The 18,333-nt window shown below is 53.6% G+C and carries 19 protein-coding genes and 1 pseudogene; 10 read left to right on the top strand and 10 right to left on the bottom strand.

What is annotated here, in order from left to right; all coding sequences use genetic code 11:
* The first annotated feature begins 23 nt into the window (after positions 1-23).
* Positions 24-1,685, top strand: coding sequence for an oligosaccharide flippase family protein (locus HXY34_12160; GenBank protein ID NWF96886.1), 1,662 nt, complete (start codon positions 24-26; stop codon positions 1,683-1,685).
* 39 nt (positions 1,686-1,724) lie between these two features.
* Here HXY34_12160 and HXY34_12155 read toward each other — a convergent pair whose 3' ends face one another.
* Positions 1,725-2,783: a DUF389 domain-containing protein gene (locus HXY34_12155; GenBank protein NWF96885.1), complete on the bottom strand. Its 1,059-nt coding sequence runs from the start codon at positions 2,781-2,783 to the stop codon at positions 1,725-1,727.
* A 168-nt stretch (positions 2,784-2,951) separates the two neighbouring features.
* On the bottom strand, positions 2,952-3,911 hold the full coding sequence (locus HXY34_12150) for a tetratricopeptide repeat protein (protein NWF96884.1): 960 nt from the start codon (positions 3,909-3,911) through the stop codon (positions 2,952-2,954).
* 95 nt (positions 3,912-4,006) lie between these two features.
* Here HXY34_12150 and HXY34_12145 point away from each other — a divergent pair, with 95 nt between their 5' ends.
* The 5 genes from HXY34_12145 (at position 4,007) to HXY34_12125 (ending at position 9,333) form a co-directional block, all read left to right on the top strand.
* Positions 4,007-5,086: an SDR family NAD(P)-dependent oxidoreductase gene (locus tag HXY34_12145; protein NWF96883.1), complete on the top strand. Its 1,080-nt coding sequence runs from the start codon at positions 4,007-4,009 to the stop codon at positions 5,084-5,086.
* Positions 5,087-5,177: 91 nt separating this feature from the next.
* On the top strand, positions 5,178-6,005 hold the full coding sequence (locus HXY34_12140) for a 4Fe-4S binding protein (protein NWF96882.1): 828 nt from the start codon (positions 5,178-5,180) through the stop codon (positions 6,003-6,005).
* Between the two features lie 148 nt (positions 6,006-6,153).
* On the top strand, positions 6,154-7,503 hold the full coding sequence (locus HXY34_12135; GenBank protein ID NWF96881.1) for a nucleotide sugar dehydrogenase: 1,350 nt from the start codon (positions 6,154-6,156) through the stop codon (positions 7,501-7,503).
* 122 nt (positions 7,504-7,625) lie between these two features.
* Entirely contained in the window at positions 7,626-8,132 is a 507-nt protein-coding gene (locus HXY34_12130) for a hypothetical protein (protein ID NWF96880.1), read from the top strand.
* 73 nt (positions 8,133-8,205) lie between these two features.
* The gene (locus HXY34_12125) at positions 8,206-9,333 is read left to right on the top strand and encodes a winged helix-turn-helix domain-containing protein (protein NWF96879.1); all 1,128 of its coding nucleotides are present in this window, start codon (positions 8,206-8,208) and stop codon (positions 9,331-9,333) included.
* A gap of 71 nt (positions 9,334-9,404) precedes the next feature.
* Here the strand turns inward: HXY34_12125 and HXY34_12120 are convergent, their stop codons facing one another.
* From HXY34_12120 to HXY34_12110, 3 genes are read right to left on the bottom strand one after another with little or no spacing between them, the layout of a single operon-like run.
* Positions 9,405-10,457 carry a class I SAM-dependent methyltransferase gene (locus HXY34_12120; protein NWF96878.1) on the bottom strand — a complete coding sequence of 351 codons (1,053 nt, stop codon included), beginning with the start codon at positions 10,455-10,457 and terminating at the stop codon, positions 9,405-9,407.
* A gap of 19 nt (positions 10,458-10,476) precedes the next feature.
* On the bottom strand, positions 10,477-11,397 hold the full coding sequence (locus tag HXY34_12115; GenBank protein NWF96877.1) for a hypothetical protein: 921 nt from the start codon (positions 11,395-11,397) through the stop codon (positions 10,477-10,479).
* On the bottom strand, positions 11,394-12,059 hold the full coding sequence (locus HXY34_12110; GenBank protein NWF96876.1) for a GTPase domain-containing protein: 666 nt from the start codon (positions 12,057-12,059) through the stop codon (positions 11,394-11,396). The genes HXY34_12115 and HXY34_12110 overlap by 4 nt, the downstream gene beginning before the upstream one ends.
* Positions 12,060-12,591: 532 nt before the next feature.
* Here HXY34_12110 and HXY34_12105 point away from each other — a divergent pair.
* The 3 genes from HXY34_12105 (at position 12,592) to HXY34_12095 (ending at position 14,112) form a co-directional block, all read left to right on the top strand.
* Positions 12,592-12,999 carry a DUF86 domain-containing protein gene (locus HXY34_12105; GenBank protein NWF96875.1) on the top strand — a complete coding sequence of 136 codons (408 nt, stop codon included), beginning with the start codon at positions 12,592-12,594 and terminating at the stop codon, positions 12,997-12,999.
* On the top strand, positions 12,989-13,381 hold the full coding sequence (locus HXY34_12100) for a nucleotidyltransferase domain-containing protein (GenBank protein ID NWF96874.1): 393 nt from the start codon (positions 12,989-12,991) through the stop codon (positions 13,379-13,381). The genes HXY34_12105 and HXY34_12100 overlap by 11 nt, the downstream gene beginning before the upstream one ends.
* A gap of 347 nt (positions 13,382-13,728) precedes the next feature.
* Positions 13,729-14,112 carry a HEPN domain-containing protein gene (locus tag HXY34_12095; protein NWF96873.1) on the top strand — a complete coding sequence of 128 codons (384 nt, stop codon included), beginning with the start codon at positions 13,729-13,731 and terminating at the stop codon, positions 14,110-14,112.
* 145 nt (positions 14,113-14,257) lie between these two features.
* On the opposite strand, the gene HXY34_12090 is transcribed toward HXY34_12095, so the two are convergent.
* The 5 genes from HXY34_12090 to HXY34_12070 form a co-directional block, all read right to left on the bottom strand.
* Positions 14,258-14,449 (bottom strand): hypothetical protein, encoded by a 192-nt coding sequence (locus HXY34_12090; protein NWF96872.1) that lies wholly within the window; start codon positions 14,447-14,449, stop codon positions 14,258-14,260.
* A gap of 478 nt (positions 14,450-14,927) precedes the next feature.
* A complete protein-coding gene (locus HXY34_12085) occupies positions 14,928-15,308 on the bottom strand; it encodes a nucleotidyltransferase domain-containing protein (GenBank protein NWF96871.1) in 381 nt (126 codons plus the stop codon).
* Positions 15,281-15,712, bottom strand: a complete 432-nt coding sequence (locus HXY34_12080; protein ID NWF96870.1) for a DUF86 domain-containing protein — start codon at positions 15,710-15,712, stop codon at positions 15,281-15,283. The genes HXY34_12085 and HXY34_12080 overlap by 28 nt, the downstream gene beginning before the upstream one ends.
* A gap of 271 nt (positions 15,713-15,983) precedes the next feature.
* The gene (locus tag HXY34_12075) at positions 15,984-16,637 is read right to left on the bottom strand and encodes a hypothetical protein (GenBank protein NWF96869.1); all 654 of its coding nucleotides are present in this window, start codon (positions 16,635-16,637) and stop codon (positions 15,984-15,986) included.
* Between the two features lie 21 nt (positions 16,638-16,658).
* Complete coding sequence (locus tag HXY34_12070) at positions 16,659-17,621, bottom strand: hypothetical protein (protein NWF96868.1); 963 nt, start codon at positions 17,619-17,621, stop codon at positions 16,659-16,661.
* 219 nt (positions 17,622-17,840) lie between these two features.
* Between HXY34_12070 and HXY34_12065 the strand changes: the two are divergent.
* Positions 17,841-18,068 (top strand): annotated as a pseudogene (locus tag HXY34_12065) (type II toxin-antitoxin system HicB family antitoxin).
* The last annotated feature ends 265 nt before the right edge of the window (positions 18,069-18,333 follow it).

Raw genomic sequence — 18,333 nt, 5'->3', positions numbered from 1 at the left:
GAGTCAAAGGAGAAACACTGGGTGTGGAGGAGTATATCTCAAGGGATAAGTTCAGCTTCAATGTTGTAGCCGAGTCAGCATCCCGCATCCTATCGTTTGCCGGAGGACTTCTTTCCAGCGCAGTGCTCTATAGGTCGATAGGCTGGTCGTGGAGTACGGCGGACTACACAGCGGTCAAGATGGTGTCCAGCGCCAGTCAGATGCTTCTTCCTCTTGTTCTGCTTGGCTTCAGCGGAGCACTGACGCGATATGTCGCTGCGTCCTCCAACGACCGCAGGAAGGTCGGTCAAGGACTGGGCAACTCACTTGTCATCGTCACATTTGCCTATATAGCAACAGCGACCCTGAGCTCACTCTTTGGTCTTGACCGAGCGCTCATAGCCTCAGGGCTTGATGTCCAACTACCCGCGGACGAAACAAGGCTCCTATGGTTCTTTGTCATGCTCTCCCTGTTGCCGTCAGGCTATCTCTCCATAGCACGGGCTGCATTCGCAGGCGTGCAGAAGATGAAGAGGGGGTTGACCACAGAGATTGTATACAACTCCATCAGAATCGCAAGCCTGGTCATACTGTATGCATACCAGCTTGTGATGGTTCTGACCATCCTCTGGCTCAACCTGCTCCTCACAGTGATAGCATGCGTTCTTGCCCTCAGGATCCTTGCAACGGAAATGAAACGTAACTCGGTCCCATGGTGCTTCAGACCAAGCAGTGCAGTGATTGGCAGCCTTGCAGGTCTTGCAGGAGTCTTCCTAGTAAGCACGGTGGTACAGGCGATATTCGATTACGGAATGGTGATTCTGGTGGGCATGTTCGGAGCCGATGAGGATGTTGCCAACTTCTCCATTGCACGAGCAACCTCATTAACGGTGATGCAGATTGTGACATCGCCGCTGGGCGTGTTGGCACCAAACCTCGCACTCGAGTACGCAGCCGGGTCGAGAGGGAATCTGGAACGGAAGTTCAAAGAGGCCTACAGAATGATGGTCCCAACTCTGTCATTCACAGCTGCGGCACTGTTTGCGTTTTCCCAGCCAATCCTGCGAGTCGTTTACGGAGCTGCTGGAGTCAGTGCGGTTCCATTTCTGCGCCTTCTCTCCATGAACCCGATATTCATGGTTGTGCCCGCAATCTACCTATACATCCTGCTAGCAGCAGACGACAGACGCGGACTACTCCTGTCCAGCATCTTACAAGGGGCCATCCAAGTAGGTTGGGTTATGCTAATGGCACCTCTGATTGGGGTGATCGCAGTGGCTCTGATTTGGATTCCCTATGTGCCCTTCTTCTTCCTGCAGCACTGGTACACCAAGAAATACCATTCCGTGACAATGGACCTGCAAACGGTCGCAGGTGGAATCGGCATGGGCTTGTTCTTCCTAGTAGTGATGTACGCTGTGGTCACGGCACTGGAACCAATAGTAGCAGTGGCTTCGATACCGAACATCGTTGAGGCCATGCTGGTCGGGCTAATGGCGATTCCATTCTGGTATCTCTTCATCGCAGTCGGGACTGCCACCAAAGTGGTCAACAGGAGAGACCTAGAGAACATCAGCAAGGTGCTCAAGGTGATTCCTCCTGCGTGGTGGGTATCAAGACCGCTAGTGACAAGACTAATGAAGGTGGCCGAACAGAGAGAGGCTGGTCTGACCGCACCTTCACCCGCCACTGAGGACGCATCGTAGTTCATTGAGTGAATTGAGAACTGATGTCTCAACCGCGACTCACGACGTGCTTTCAACGGAGCCTTCGTCTTCTCGGCGTGGAACGGCTCTATGGTAGAGCTGTTCAGACTTTTGCCGTCTGTAGTTCGTCACGGCCACCCAAGTACTAGATCTGTACCTGAGTGGACCCAGTCGCTTGACCTTGAGCATGAGAGCTGCAGCAAAGACGATTGCGGCAATATTCATCAGCAATAGATAGAACGCGCCAGCTGCCACAGAAACCAAGGTCCCCGAGCCAATCCAGAGCGCCATCACGATGACGACACTTGAGTTCACAGCGGGAGGCATCAACGTGGCCGCTATGGCTACACCTACCAATGAGGCCATGTCCCCGTGAGTTATGGACACCGCGACCGCGGCGCCGGAAAAGAGAGCCACAAACACGTCAAGCCAGCTGAAGTAGGCATAACGACTCATCTCGGTCAACTCTCCATGCTCGATATGCCCAAGCAGTGTTAGTGGGAATGCCGGCCAGAAGATACAGACGACCAGCCCCAAGAAGAGACCACTACACAGTGGGAGCGCAAGTAAAGTCAACTCGTTCTTGGTTCCATGGATAAGAAGAGACCGGTCGTGAATCACATAGCCCAAGGCAATCCCAAGCATGGGACCCATAAGCGGGCAGAGGAGTGTCGCAGCCAAGACCACTGTGCCATTGTTCATCAGGAAACCAAGCCCGGTGAGCAGGGCGGCCAGTACACCAAACGTGATTGTATCGAAGCTCAATACCACGCCCCGATGTACCGTCTCGTATATCTCCTCGACTATCAACTCGGGCTCACGATGAATGTGCGCAGACTCACCCACTTCACTCTCGTGAGGAAGTGACATGTGAATCTCAGTCACATCGATATACCCGAAGTCAACCCCCACCCCGATTGCCTTCAGACGGTCTATGGCATCGTGCAAGTGTTCGTTAGAAATGTGAGCCTGTATCATGAGTGCGTTGTCTGCGCTCAATCTCAGCAGTCTGTTCTCCTGTATGCCGGGCGTGGCGGACAGGATGTCGAAAACAGCATGGGTCCTATCGAAGGGCACTGTGACCTGAATGCGGTTCACATGTTGTACAGCTCACAGGGTGCATCTTAAGCGTATCTCATCACAGGGATGGCAGCAATCCCATCATGCAGTGTGGTCCAAGAGCACATAGAGATTCAGGCCGCCTCAGTACAATGGCAAGCATAGACGGATTCATCGACTCGGGAGGAGATTGTGAATGAGTCAATGTCACTCTCTCAAGAACACGCCTTCACGCGGCAACTCACCACCGCCCGCGATTGCCCTCTCAACACGCACTACAGAGTCCTCAAGCTCCTTCGTGATGTCAGAAGCAAGACAGGTGAGAAGTGTGGTTGTGGTGGAAGCTTGCTTCAGGCTCTCACGATATGACTTCAGCGCCTCCGGAAGACGCCCAAGTCGTTCCAATGCTCGTCCCAGATGGTAGAGTGCCATACGCTCCCCCGGTACAAGCTGCAGGACCTGTCGTAGCGAGTCGACCGCGGTCATACATCTACCTTGATTCAGTAGTATGACCCCGAGGTGGTAGTATGCATCTGCATTCATTGGGTCCATTGTCAGCGATGCGAGGAGAAGGCCCTCTCCTTCGGGAGCGTATCCCTGAGCAGCCTTCGCTATGCCCAAGTACATGAGTGCCTCCGGGTCGTGCGGGTCATTCATCAGCATCTCCGATGCATTTAGCTCAGCCAAGTGCCATGCACTGAGCCCAATCGCACTTCGAGTCAACCGTCTCAGGTGGCTCCGTTGCCAGCCGGGGTCAGAACCGTCCACATTGAAGCATTCCTCGAAACCCGCCAGTATGGTCAGAGCATGGTCCTCCGGACCAGTGACTGATGCAACTATGGATCTTGGCTCTTGCCCATTTCGGAAGGCCCGAAGCTCTAGAGATAGACCATCAGGAAGCCCCTGACATCCCACTATGACTTCATCGGTGTCGCTCACTCGTCCAGACCCACGATATGGGCTGAGCCTGATCAACAGCCCCAATTGCTCGTTGCCATATACCAGACTGCTGCGGCCGTCCGGTTCCTCAACAGTTTCGGACCACTGTGGGAGAGGTCGAAACTGCGGCCATAGTAGCGGAGCGGACTGGAGAGTGAAACAGGCGAGAGGGAGATACTCGCGGTCGGCTGCATGATACGGTTGAACACGACGGCTATGTGTCTTCAATACGGCTCCCGGGTACAGCTATGCCTAGACAGAAAAGGATTGCCACCGTCACTGGCAAGTCCGCACACTGAGAAGGGAGAGTCGTTGACCAATGGATGAATCCCCACACACAGCGTGGTCAAGTCCGTCCGACCTCGACTGCTGTTGAAACGCTTCAGGAGTATGAGACAAGAAGGACTATAAACCCAGACAGACTGGAAGGGCCCTCCCCGAGGTCGGCGGAATTGGGCAGCTCGGTCATTGTCACAGGATGTGCAGGGTTCATCGGCAGCCACCTTGTTGACAGACTGCTCGGAGGAGGACTCACTGTCACAGGTGTGGACAATCTGACCACAGGAAGAAGCGACAACATCGTGGATGCACTCAGGAGTCCCAAGTTCACCTTCATTGAGGCGTATATCAGGGACCGGAGTCTCGTAGAGAGGCTGGATGGAACGGCAGACACAGTATACCACCTTGCGGCCATCTCGTCAGTGAAGCAGAGCGTTGAAGACCCAATCTATGTCAACGATGTGAATGTGACAGGAACTGTCAACATGCTGGACGCGGCCAGAAGACTTGATGCCTCAAGGTTTGTCTTCATATCGAGCGCGGCGGTGTATGGGAGACCCAAAAGACTGCCTGTGACTGAGGAGTCTGAACTGATCGTCTTGAGTCCCTACGCAGCTTCCAAGGCGGCAGGAGAAAAGTACGTTCAAGCCTTTGGGAACACGTACGGTGTCGAGACAGTCGTGCTGAGATACTTCAACGTGTACGGGCCCAGACAGGCCTACTCTGAGTACTCTGGTGTTGTGTCCATATTCATCAATCGGGCGCTTAGAAACGAACCGATAGTGATTGATGGTGATGGGCATCAGACACGTAGTCTTGTCTATGTCGAGGATGTCGTCAGTTCGACTGTCGCAGCGGGAGAGAAGAGCCAGGCGGCCGGAACGACCCTCAACGTTGCAGGAGACAGCTCAGTTACGGTTCTAGAACTCGCAATGATGATCAGGGCAGCCGTGCACGGGTGTACCTCTCAAGTCATTCACGGCCCACCGAGACTGGGCGACGTAGAGGAGAGCCGGGGCGACATCACCAGACTTGAACGGATACTCGGCGTCAGACCCGTTGTGTCGCTGAAGGAAGGACTGCGAAGAACAGTGGAATGGTATGAAACACACAGGTCGCAGTAGACTCTGAGAGCGATTCGACCACCACATCGTGACTGGGCCAGCCTATTGAGTCGCGATAGTGTTATGAGTCACGTTTCTAGCATGAAATGCTATGGCTCGACCCCTCTGGTTCGTCGCGCTCCTGAAGAAGACATTCCCAAACACGCACATAATCGCAAGGATGACGCGCATTCCCCTACTGGGCAGAGCGATTGACAAGATGCTGTTCGATGGCGATGACATCATCTATCTTCCCAAGGACAGTGCCGTCACTAGAACTGTATCGGTGGGAAAGACCCTTGAACGACCGGAGGAGGCGGTGCTGCCCTCGGAGATTGTGCACAGGTTCATCGACAAGGCAAACTACCACTGGATCATGAACTTCTGCATCTGTCGAGAGTCCTCCAAGTGCAAGGACTATCCCATAGACTACGGCTGTCTGTTTCTTGGGGAGGCTGCAATGGGAATCAATCCGAATCTGGGAAGGAGAGTGACTAAGGAGGAGGCGCATGAGTACATCAGAAAGTGTGACGAGGCAGGACTTGTCCACCTGATTGGGCGGAACAAGCTCGACTCGGTCTGGCTGAACGTAGGTCCCGGTCACAAGCTGCTGACCATATGCAACTGCTGTCCCTGCTGCTGCCTCTGGCGAGTCCTACCTGTGATATCCCCGGAGATTGGAGACAAGATAACCCGAATGCCCGGCATAAGCATCGAAGTAAATGACAACTGTGTGGGTTGTGGGACCTGTACTGCAGGGGTCTGTTTTGTGGACGCCATCCGACTGGTAGATGGCAGAGCGGTCATAAGCAATGCATGCAGGGGCTGTGGTCGTTGTGTGGATGTCTGTCCCGAGGGTGCCATCACCCTCACAATAGCTGACCCTGATGCAATAGAGCGAGCCGTCGGACGAGTGTCGGCTGTAGTCGACGTGGAGTAGGCCGGACGCCGCGTAAGAGGCAGACAATTCCACACTCTGACCATCTCGCCAGCATGATTGAGCAGCGCACAGTGACAACCTTTTTGTGTTGAAGCGAGGACCACCCGGCTAGCAGTGAAACACTTGACCTAGGTTGTGACTTCTAGTGGTGACAGAGATTGTTGTCGTCGGAATGGGCTATGTGGGTATTCCTGCCGCGGCCCTGCTTGCAGATGTTGAAGGGCACCATGTGACCGGACTCCAGAGGAGGTCAAAGCGTTCTGGGTGGAAGATAGATGCCCTGAACAGCGGAAGGTCACCATTTGAGGGTGAGGAGCCAGAACTCGACGAGCTCATATCGAAGGTCGTCAAGAAGGGAACCTTCAGGGTTACGGACGACCCAGAGTGCCTTCGAGTAGCAGACATTGTTCTCATCGATGTTCAGACTCCCACGGACACACAGAACATGCCTCAGTACACCTCTCTGCGTGAGGTGAGCACTCAGATTGGGCAGAGAATGAAGAAGGGTGTGCTCATAGTGGTGGAGTCGACAGTCGCACCTGGGACAACACAGAACCTAGTTCAAAGAATTGTGGAGAAGGAGTCAAACATGAGGGGGGGAAAGGACTTCGACCTCGCATTCTCTTATGAACGTGTCATGCCCGGGAAACTGCTCGAGTACATAACAGACATGCCTCGGGTCGTTGGAGGGATTACTCCTAGGTCGACCGACAGAGCAGTAGAGCTATACAGAAAGATAGTGAAGAAGGAGATATACGTCACTGATACCCTGAGTGCCGAGCTGGCTAAGACGATTGAGAACGCGTACCGGGACGTTAACATCGCCTTCGCCAACGAGATGGCTCTAGTCTGCGAGAGCCTCGGAGTTGACATCTATGAGATTATCCGAATAATCAATGCGCGTCATGACAGACATATGCACATCCCCGGCGCTGGAGTTGGAGGGCACTGCCTGCCTAAGGATCCGTGGCTCTTGCGCTACGGCCTCTACGAGTACGGCACATGGAAGATTGAGCCCGAGTTCATCTCTCTCGCCCGGCGAATCAACGACCACATGCCAATCCATATGTCCGAGCTGGTGGAGAACGCCCTTGCACACAAGGGCCTGTCAATCCAAGATGCTATAGTCACTGTGCTGGGTCTGGCATATCTGGAGGACTCCGACGACACACGAAACACACCTGCGGCGGCACTTGTCGCATCACTGCAGGCCAAGGGCGCAATCGTAAGACTTCACGACCCTTACGTCAGAGAGTGGGAGTTCGGGTCACAGCCCATCATGAGGGACATCATGGAGGCGGCGAAAGGTTCGGATTGCCTCGTGCTCGTGACGAAGCACAAGATGTACTACTCTCTTGACCTTGACAAGATAAGGAAGGTCATGAGGACAGCAACACTTGTCGATGGCAGAAACGTGTTTGACAAGACCGTTGTGGAGTCGAAAGGCTTCGAGTATCGTGCAGTGGGCAAAGCAGGTGTCAAGCGCCCGCAGTGGTGAACGCAACTCAGTACGCATATCCACAACATGTGCAATCGATTCAGCCACGCCGATAGCGAGATGATAGTAGGATGGAGAAAGGTTCTTATTTGTGTTTTACCACACTATCACACAGAACTGACATGGCGACTCACAGAAGGAACCTCATTATCGGGTTTTTCGTTGTGATATTGTTCTTCGCTCTACCGTGCGGGACATCAGCTGCAACCGACGAAGAACCCATTGACAGCAATGCGAGTCTGTCCATTACCTATGCTAACTACCTTGACCTAGACAACGACGGACTCTCTGATGATATACTCACTGAGAGTCTACTGCTGGTACCACGACAACTCGACGTCTGGTTCACGCTACAAGCAACAGTCCTGACACTGCCATCGGGCATATTACTCGGCAACGTGATTACTCTAGACCAAGACTACACCGGGCTGACTGTTACAATCGGATGGTATAATGCGGCCAAGGAACCCGGTTGGTATAAGGTCAGTGCGTTTGCTGTTGTGATCACCCTTAGCGGCCCGATAGTACTCCAGGCTGAGATGCTCTTTGACCCGCCCGGAGGGGGTGACCCCGGTCCTCCGCTGATTACAGACGTACTCGTTGAATCGAACACGACGATCACGCCATAGGAACAGGCTTGCATCAGCCACATTCATCTCTGTGTGACCATATCCGAGCACCCAAGAGAGGAGGGATGCATAGATGGTAGACCCCGTGACTGAGAGATACATACCCCTTCTCGCCGCCCTTCAGAGGAACCCGTTTGACACGGCTGAAGAGCTGGCAGAGAAGGCGGGCATATCCAAACCCACCGCCCTGAGGCGGCTCAGGGCACTTATGGGAGCTGGTGATGAATTCGAGAGGCGGTATCTGCCTCCAGGGAAGCAGTACTTTCAAGTCAAACCCATCCTCAAGTACCACAGGATGGGACTAGAAGAGGTCGACATGCTGATTGAAGCAACCAGCGCGCAGGCGATGCTCTATCTCGAGAGAGTCGCCGAACGACACCCGTATACTGCATATCGGTCCCGATGCTTTGGTTCGACCACCGGTCTCTTCATGCAGTTCAGAGTACCGTTGGGTACATCGGACCACATTCAAGCGTTATTCGAGAGACTGACCGACGGGGGCCATATCAGGAGTTTCAAGGCCCTTCCGACGTCACAGACCAGACCACTCTATACATCCATGAGGATTACGGGATGGAACGCCTCGTCAAGGTCTTGGACCTTCGACTGGGAGTCATGGTTCAGATCATCAACCAAGAAGAGACAGACAGAATCTGCCACCACTGATGGGACCGTTCTCAAGTGGCTCACCCGTGAGGATGTTTATATCATCTCCGAACTCATGCGGGACGCGCGACGAAAGAACACCGAAGTCATAGAGAGCCTGAAGAAGCGTGGTGTGGAGATCACTCCTCAGACGTTTGGCCGTCATCTGCAGATGATAAACAACGAGTGTTTCGACGGATATCGAGTTTCATTCGACACAGCCTTGTTCGAAGCGCTGAGCAACATACTTGTCTACGGCACGGGCGATGCAACAGGACTCGCTGTCCTCGCGGCACGGACAAAGGAGAACCCCCCGCCATTCGAGTCCACGCTGAGGGTCTCTGAGTCCAACCTGTTCTGGTTCATTCGACTTCCTCAAGGGCACATCTCCCCCTTCCTGAACACTCTGTACTCTGTGCTTGGTAGCATGAGCGTGTGTCTGCTCGACTATGCCAATTCTCGGCTGTACTACATATACCCTGACGCGTACAACGATACACGAGGGGGATGGATTGGGGACCGCAAGTTCATGGTAGACGATGTGCTGTCTGCCTAGATTGACATGGACCATCGTCCACGCAATCTTTGACGTTGAGCGATAGCGAGTGCAGAAGCCGCCCAGTCTGACTAGGCAATCCCTTTGGTTATCTTGAACACTGAGATGGGTGTGGCAGTCTCTACACCATTCGCGCCAGCCTCGCGAGCCCACTGCTCTAGATCGGTCTTGTAGAAGAAGCCGTGGGCGCCCTCGACGACCTTGAAGTGCATCTCACTATACCTATTCGCATCAGGATAGAAGTTCTCGGTACCAAAGAGAAAACCGCCAGGCCTCACAACACGCAACATTTCCTGTATTGCCTGTTTGGGTGTCGTCCAATGAAGTATCTGGGAGGCATAGACGATGTCAAAGCTCTCGTCTTCAAAGGGTATGTTCTCGGCGTAGCCTGTCTTGAACTCAGGAGGGTAGCGATTCACCTCGTCACAGATGCGAAGGTCGTTCCCGTTATACTCGCTGACCATCTTCGGGAACTCTGCTCTTGCAATGGATAACAGTCGCTCGCTCGGATCGATTCCGACAATATGCATCTTCGTTCCATCATGGAAGTAGCCTCGCCCATAGTAGTAGGACCATATGGCTGCAGTACCTCGTCCGTTGCCCGAACCCACATCCAGAAACCGTACGGGTCGTTCCAGGGCATCTGCAAAGCTGAAGGCCGCTCGCCTAATCTGTTCGTACAGGCGATTCGACAGGGCATCGTCCCAGTTGAAGAGATTCAGCCCACCAGTGAACGAGATGAACTTGCCTCGCAGTCGGTCCGGTATGGCCCGGGCATGGTCGACCCAGAGCTCCCTCATGGAGATGTCAAAGCAGCTTGGGAAGTCCCACTCAAAGGACACTTGACCCTCTTGGAAGACGTACTCGTCACCATTACGACTCAGTACTCCATCATCAACAAGAACATTGAGAATGTACTCCAAGAACTCCATGTCCGTATACCTGAAGGCTGCTGCCAAGTCCACAGCAGTCCTAGGTCTCTGAAGGTAGTCGAACCATCCCTCATTCCGCAGTACACCGAGGATGTTGCCCCGATAGAATACGTCAATCTCCTTTCTGAGCCGCCCAACGTTCAGCCCAATCTTCATCAGCTCGCGCCAAGCCTTTGCCTTACGAACTATCATGACATGTCCTCTCCGCATCCTATTCCAAGAGACCTCTCCTCTGAATATAGTCCAGCAGGTCCATTACCAAGGCGAGTTGCTCAATGTACCCCTGCTCCAAGAGCTCGATGACCGTCGTGTGTCCTCTCAGAAGATGGGTGAGAAAACCATCCGATCTCGGGAACTTGTTCTGGAGCCTAGCCACAATGTCCGGTACTCTCGACTGGTGTTGGAAGTCTATGTGGGCAAACAGGAGATTGTCGCGTAGCAGTCGCACGATATACTGCCGCTCCAGCTTCGGCGAAGCTCCAATGGCTTGGAAGGCAAGGGTGAGGAGGCGCTTGTCCGGAATGACATCACCACTGTCAGCTGTCAGAGCCTCTCTTGCAAGACTGTCTATTGCAGCATAGGCGGTCGGTGTCTTCATTCTCACGCAGAAAAAACGAGACCCCTGCGTCCAGACTCGGACCTCATGGTCAGCGATTGTCACAGCTAAGGTATCTGGCATAGACTCATACACCTGCCGGACCTCATCTATGCGTTCAGAGATGAGTCGAGCCATTTCCAGCACCATGACACGGACTGCATTCACCAGCTCCATGACCCAGTTGTCCTGCAAATCGATGATGAGCGCCACATCGACATGCGGATGGATAGAGAGTGTTCGGTGCTCATGGGCCAAGGGCCAAAACACTTGGTCACTATGCGTGCCTTTCACACGAGTCTTCTCTGAGAACGCATCTTTGTAGCCCCTGAAGAGACCCATATGATCCACTATCACCGTGTTGACATGCCTCTCACTGCCTGCATTGTGAGCGACACGATATGTCGTGAGCTGCATCCCGAAGAACTGCTCTTCCGCAGTCCGGTTCTCGTAAGTGCGCTCATCACTTGGAACGAATCTGACCGGTTCATTGCAAATCGCACAGTGAAACTCGGTCATCTGCCTTTGCTGACTCATCTCGTACAAACGCCTCCTCTTGCCTGTGTGCACGGTTCTCCTCGGAGGAGCCAGAGTCGCAGTTCGTCGATGCCTTCGCCGGTTGCGCAGCTAGTCTCAAAGTAGTGGCTGATGTGTGTCCGCGTCCGCAGCACCTCTACCAGCTCTCTATCCACCGTCAGAGGAAGGTCGGTCTTGTTTCTCACAAGCACATACTCTGGTAAGACGGGGCTCGTAAGGGATGAACACTGGGTCTCGAGGAGAGTAATCCACGCTCTGAGATCTATGAGCGACTGAGCACTGTCGCTGGCGAATACCAGTAACACCGTGTCCACAAGTCCAAGAGTGCTCCGGCTAGTGTCGCGAATCGGATGTATGGGGGAATTGAGCTGCCCAGCAACATCAAGGAACTGCAGAGTCCTCTGGGAGTTCCCCGAGGTCTCCTCGTCGTGAACCCTCAGTGTCTGAAGATCAAGGAAGAGGGTACGGCGGTAGCCACCGAGGCCATTCACACCTCCGGACATGACCTGATTGCGTGTTAGTGCCGCTATCAGTGTTGTCTTGCCAACCGCACCTGAACCGGCGACGAGAATCTTTCTGATCCCGCGCTCCTCTTTCAAGTGCCCCAAGACAGAAGACTTCTCTATCGCCTGCGTACCTGCTCTGAATTCGCCCGCGATCATCGTAATCACCGTGGTCCCGACGGAGGATGACCCTTAATGGTATCATGGTAAAGTGGACTTATAACTGTTTGTCCTGTCTATCACCATCAGGCATTTGTGAAAATGGCATCTTGGGCATTCGTTGGGGTGCCATGCGGAACGTCTTGGGGGCCGCTCACCAGAGTACTGCACTTCACAATCTGCACAATCAGGATGGTTGTTCATGTGCACCAGTCATGCAACACCATGCTCATGCGGACTTCAATGCGCACTCAACCTGTTTCAGTCTAGTGCCGCTTATGCACGGACCCTGTCGGCATCTCGATGCCCAACTTGGTCCAGCCTACAGTGGATGGTCATCTCCCCAATGCTGAGTACGCTAAAAGAGCCTGACGTCTCTGAGACTGTTGCCTTCAAGACACTCACCAAATGCTACGTGAAAGACACTGATGCAACGGGGCGGACCTGGCAAAGACTTATCATCAGTACATCCGTTGCATCAGCCATCAAACGAGTCAGGTGATTCAACGCAGTGGCGGACGGAGGCTGCAAAATGGATGAAGTCCGTCGTGCTCGATACTACGACAAGATGCAGTACATCACCGAGAACCTGCAGGACTGCTCCGTGCTTGTTCACAGGTCTGGAAAGTACGACGAAAAGGCCCTATACTACTCCCTGATGACTGCCATTGAGTCAGCGATGGACGTCATGGCGATGATGCTGAAGGACTCTGGTCTTGTACCCAAGGGAGACAAGTACAACATCGACCGCCTTGCCGAGAAGGGCATCATCAGCAGTGAGCTGGCCGCAGAGCTTGTACTCTCTAACAATCTCAGGAACATTCTGGCCCACAGATACAATGGCATTGACAGACTACTCGTCCTGAGGTCATTTGAGCGTGTTGACTCAGCACTGCAGAGCCTTGTGAAGATAGTGGAGGGCTGGCTTGTTGGACATTGACCGCGTCCGAAGAGAGCTGGCTTTTCTTGCAGATAGAGACGTCTTGGTATACGGGTCGTTTCTCACGCAGGCATACCGGGCAGAATCAGACATAGACATAGCACTGATTGCTCACACGAAGGATGTTGACGAGATAATCCGACTGCGAATTGAGACTATGTCTCAGGCACCTGAGTACTACGATATTCAGGTCTTCGAAGCGTTGCCCACACTCATTCAAGGTTCCATCCTCGCCAACTACGAGGTCCTCTTCGGGGACCCTCCAAGTATCGGTGAGTATCTCCGGAGATACCTGAAGGAGTGGGATAACTACACACACCGCCTAGAACTGCCTTCCATGGACGAAATCCGAAGGGGACTTGCAGGCTCAGACCTCACATGACCATGGATCAGCATCCTGAATCCGATGACTGTCACAATCGTGAAACGCGGAGTGCCCCTTTCTGTGATCGTGATTCATTACTCTGTGGTGAGCAGTACGACGACGCGGCGATGGTAGACATGCGCGTGCAGGATGTCATTCTTCTATTGAACCTGCGTAGGACACCGTCCCCAGTCGCCATGCCACGTAGGACTTCGCAATATGCACCTCTGTGAAGAAAGCCGGTTTCTTGTTGACCAGACCATTCCGCTGCCTACACTGTGTATATGGCCTGCGCAGGTCGTGAGTCCCACTTCCAACAAGTAGATTAGGTTCGCTCCCTCATTCAGTCTGTTGAGGTCTGGCACTTGCACGTTGAGGAATGGTTCTCGAAGAGTGACACATACGCGGACTTGGCGCGCGTGTCTGTTCAAAGAGGACACCACGATGCGGCGTGCTTCCTAGCGCAACAAGCAGTCGAATTCTTCGTCAAGGGACTTCTCATTGTGAAGACCGGAGCGAAGGCATACTCCCACTCACTACTCGAGCTCTTCGCCGCTCTGGCTTCAACCGGGCTGAAGGTTCCCGACAACGTAAGCGGCTGTACCAGACTGTTGAGTGGTCACTATCTTCAGGCAAGGTATCCCGATGCGCGCTTGGACCCGTATACCTCGGAGGAGTCCACCACAGCACTGGAATGCATGGAGGTGATTCTCGATTTCCTTCGTAGAGTTCGTAGCGGCGCTCGCTAGACATGACTGCGAGAAGGCAACACACTTCAGGGCCTTCACAGATAGGCTGATCAGTTCACTCGACGGACATGTCACCGTACTCCTCTTCGGCTCACGAGCTGCGGGCCATGCCAACTATCTGAGCGACTACGACGTGGTGGCAATCTCACACTGTGCCATAGGTGCGGACCTGCTGGAACTGGCAACTGACTGGCACATTGACCTCCACGCTTTCCGGACAGAAGAGATTGACAGCGTTCTTGACAGACACAATAGCATCCTCTTGGATGCTGTGACCATGGGTCGGGTCCTGCACGACGGTCTCAGCCTGATGGAGTGGCTTTCCAGTCGAGTTCAACGAGTTCTGACCAGGGACAGGATTGGCCGGACACATGCAGGATGGATGCACATAGGCAACATGACTTCGAACCTGTCGACCTAAGCAACCTTCTCTGAGTCCTCGCGCCTTTCATACTAATCATTCTATGCCGGACGTCTGCATGTAATTCCCACCCGACGTTCAGCAGTCTACCATCCTTCTGGTGATGGTTGCATTTGGTGGCTCATGAACATCATGTCAGTCGAAGCAACAGTCCAATGAGGTGGAACGAACGAATAAGCCTTTGTCTTCGCAGGACAGGTCCTCCGAACAGACAATGGCGTAATCTTGAGCGCCAACGAATGACTCCAGCGCTGTGATGCGATATCGTCAACAATTCGACATCGTCGGCCATCGACGACAGTGTGGTGACGATGGGCACCGTGACCAATGCGCCAAGGACTGTCAGCCATGTAGTCATTCGAGTGCTGTGGCACTGTTGACAACACAGTCTATGTCATCGTGCGGTGGCCTGCCGGCCCCTCACGTCCTCCCACTCTCTGCGGAAGCGGTAGAAGTACTCGAAGAGCCCTGGCAGGTCTCTGCACATGACCGCAACGTGTTGATCAATCACACTTGCCTGGACGCTGAGCGGCAACGCTTCGAACAGCCTGACATCGTACACGTCCGTGTTGATGCACCCCCATATCTTCTCCATCAGGGACGCCTGTTCTGAGAGAGTCCGCACCTCTGGAGCAACCACACAGATGTCGATGTCACTGAGCTCAGTGGCATCGCCGGTCACCTGTGAGCCAAAGACCAGTACTGCATCGATGCCGTCGATGCTGTTGAGCGGCATGAGGTCCGAAGTCACTCTCTGAAGTGTTTGGCTGTCCATCCTCCCACATCCTCAGTGTAATCGACCAACCGAGGTAACAGTCTCTCAAGACTCTCCCTCAACCTCTGGATGTCAACTCCGTTGTACAGATGCACAAGGTGATTGCGCAGTCCTTTCGCCTCGCGGAGAGTCGAGGCGTTCTTGGAAGTCAGCAGGCCGAGCATGACACCGTTTTCTATGTTCGAGTAGTCGTCGACAGGCAAGCTCTTCACGTCACGGAGCATCATTGACAGGAGGTCCAGCGACTCTTCCACAAGCTCTTGTGCAGCCTTTGCCAATGCGAGGTAGTACATGGTCTCATCAGCAGCGGGCCCCTCGCTCAGCCATCTTCTGATGACAGCTGCTCTTGTGGTGGCGTGATCTATCTTCGCCAAGTACCTGCTTATCCGTTCCTTTGAGACCATACGCATACATCCAGAAAGAGATGACGGAATCCGCAGATAAAATCAAGGGTTGGCAGCAGCTGCTTGGAAGTTGGACGGCCTTGGCTGGACATCGCTGCGTGGTGCATACATACCTCCGTGCGGGAGCGGAGAGCTCGAGGTCGGTTCGACACCTCATGAGACCTCGAGGAGTGACCCCAGTGCCGTTTCCTGGGAGCGACAGGGCTCCTGTGTTAAACTTCGTCCAACTAGAAATGAACGGTTGCAGTGTCTGCTATATCGCGAGATGCTTTCAAGATCTCTCAGCAAGGCAACTGCGTGCTTGCGCACCTACTACGTCAGGGCGATTGACCAACCTCTGGAGGAACTGAATCTGGTACTCCCTAGCAGCGGAGTTCTTTCGGAGGACTGCCAACACGAATCCAAGAGCCTTCTTGGCAGGCTTTATAGAGTCAAGCATGCGTTCGAGCCACTCCATCTGCTCCGGTACTGAGTAGCGCATGACAAAGGCGCCCCAGTTATACTTGATTTGAAAGAACACCTCAGCCGTCCTGTTTTGTGACTCATGTGCTTCAAGTATCCCCTGCATCCGATTGAACCGTGCCTCAAGGGTACGGCCACCCCAGAAGGGACGGAAGAAACAGAAAAGAAAAGGTATGCTGAAGAGTCCCACGCTGATTGTGAGAATATTGGGACCGTACAGAAGGGTTTCGATAGACACGGATAGTAGAGGTGTACAGCATCCTGCTGCACCGATCGTATCAACAATCAGTTTGATTCTTCTGGGATGAGTGGAGTATGATCTGCCCCAGAAGCCCACAGATGCCCCAACTCTAGCTGACGGACTGGACATGGAAACCTGTATGGCATTCAAGATGAACGCATGACTGAGGAAAAGGATTAGGAGTAGTGTCCCAACGAATAGAACCGGAGTAGCTTCGTTCAAACCGACATGATACCTCCTCTTCTACGTAGTTCCAGCAAGCGTCCAGTAACTCCATATGACAAGTGCAATGCAGGCCAACTGAGTGACGAGATAGACACGAGTCAATAGACCGGCGGCGGTTGCGGGATAAAGACCTAGAACGTATGCTCCCGTCAGTGCCAAGCCGAGAAGTGAGAAGACTCTGGATGCTATGGAGCCAACTCTCGTCACAAGGCCCACAGCCCATGCCCAAGTTACGAATGTGCCCAGTAGGAAACCCACCGCATTGAACCACAACAGCGCCCACAGCCAGACAGATGTCCCGTAGCCCCTTGTGATCTCAATCGCGATGTTGGATGCCTGAAACATCAGCGCGGTCGAGCTCAATGATGCGGCGGCACCTGCTGCTACAGCGATGAGGAGTGGCACGGATGCAAAGGGAGGCGGTGCGTATATGAAACTATCTGCCACAATGAAACATCCGACTCCGAAGTTGAAGAGCGCAAGAGCCGCGGTGTACTCCATCCTCCCGGACCCCTCCACGAGCATCTCACAGACAATGGTCAATACTATCTCCAGCTGTGCATCCGTCCATCCAAAGAGGTCCTGCAGCCATTCAAAGAAGTCGAGAACTTGGACTGTGACGAGCTCAAGAAGTGAGAAGGTGATGTGAACAAGCTCTAAGGCAAGGTTGACAGGGCTGAGAACAACCAAGTGCAGCTCTGGCCATCCTGATGTCCACCAGCATTTGACGAGCTTCTCAAAGGCAGTAGTCAGAATAACGTCTGACTCTCCCAGTGTCTTCGTCGTTGGTGAAAACGTCCCATCACTCTCCGCTACTGGCTCAGGCTCCTCATCCGGTGGAGGCGCAGGTACCCACGGCAGCGTCCCTCTCATGTCCACCACGAGGTCCATGTCCTGCACACGCAGGTCCACCATCGCCACATCGTCGTACCGGAGCACCCTGATGACCACGTAGCTCACAATCCGCGAGGCGTTGGTCACCGCGCCCAGCGTCACCACATTGCCGTCTATGGCTGAGCGTATCGAGTTGGAGGCACGGTCGTGCCAGAGTGGAGGGGCTCGGTCGAAGCTGGCCGAGATGGTGGGAGAGTTCGGGCACGGCGTCTTGCTCTGAAAGCCACGCGACAGCTACAAGAGTCACGGAGAAACAGAGTTCAAAGGAGTTATGTCATCTCACTCATAGAGGGCAATCGAAGGGACATGGAGACAGTCCATCTTCCAATCATGGTCTAACTGGATGAGGATGGCGTGTACATAGTCAGCTGTCCCCTTGTCAGGACATGTCGAGCGTATGGCAAGACCATAGACGAGGCCCTCTCAAGTGTCAGAGAGGTCATCGACATGTGTCTGGAGGGGCAGCCACTGGACGATACGACGCGCTTTCTTGACATGAGGGAGATTGAGGTCAACATCGCAGAACGCGGATGATAGACGTTCATCATAACCCCGAGGCATCCGGTATGGACTGACTTCCTGCTCTTGAGGGAACGGAGCTCATGCGTCTTCTTCGGCACCTCTGCTTTGAGGTTGTCAGACAGAAGTTGGCAGCTAAAGGTCGATGAAAACTCGTTCTTGAGTGGAGTTTGTTCAAAAAACGCAACATTAACAAAATTCTAGTCCTGCCAGCTTTTTGCATGTGACAGATTCTTGAGCCATATTTGACAGGATTAAAGCTATGCTTGTAGAATCACCC

The organism is Candidatus Thorarchaeota archaeon (assembly GCA_013388835.1).
Taxonomy (GTDB): Archaea; Asgardarchaeota; Thorarchaeia; order Thorarchaeales; family Thorarchaeaceae; genus JACAEL01.
This window is presented reverse-complemented; position numbering and strand designations above follow the sequence as displayed.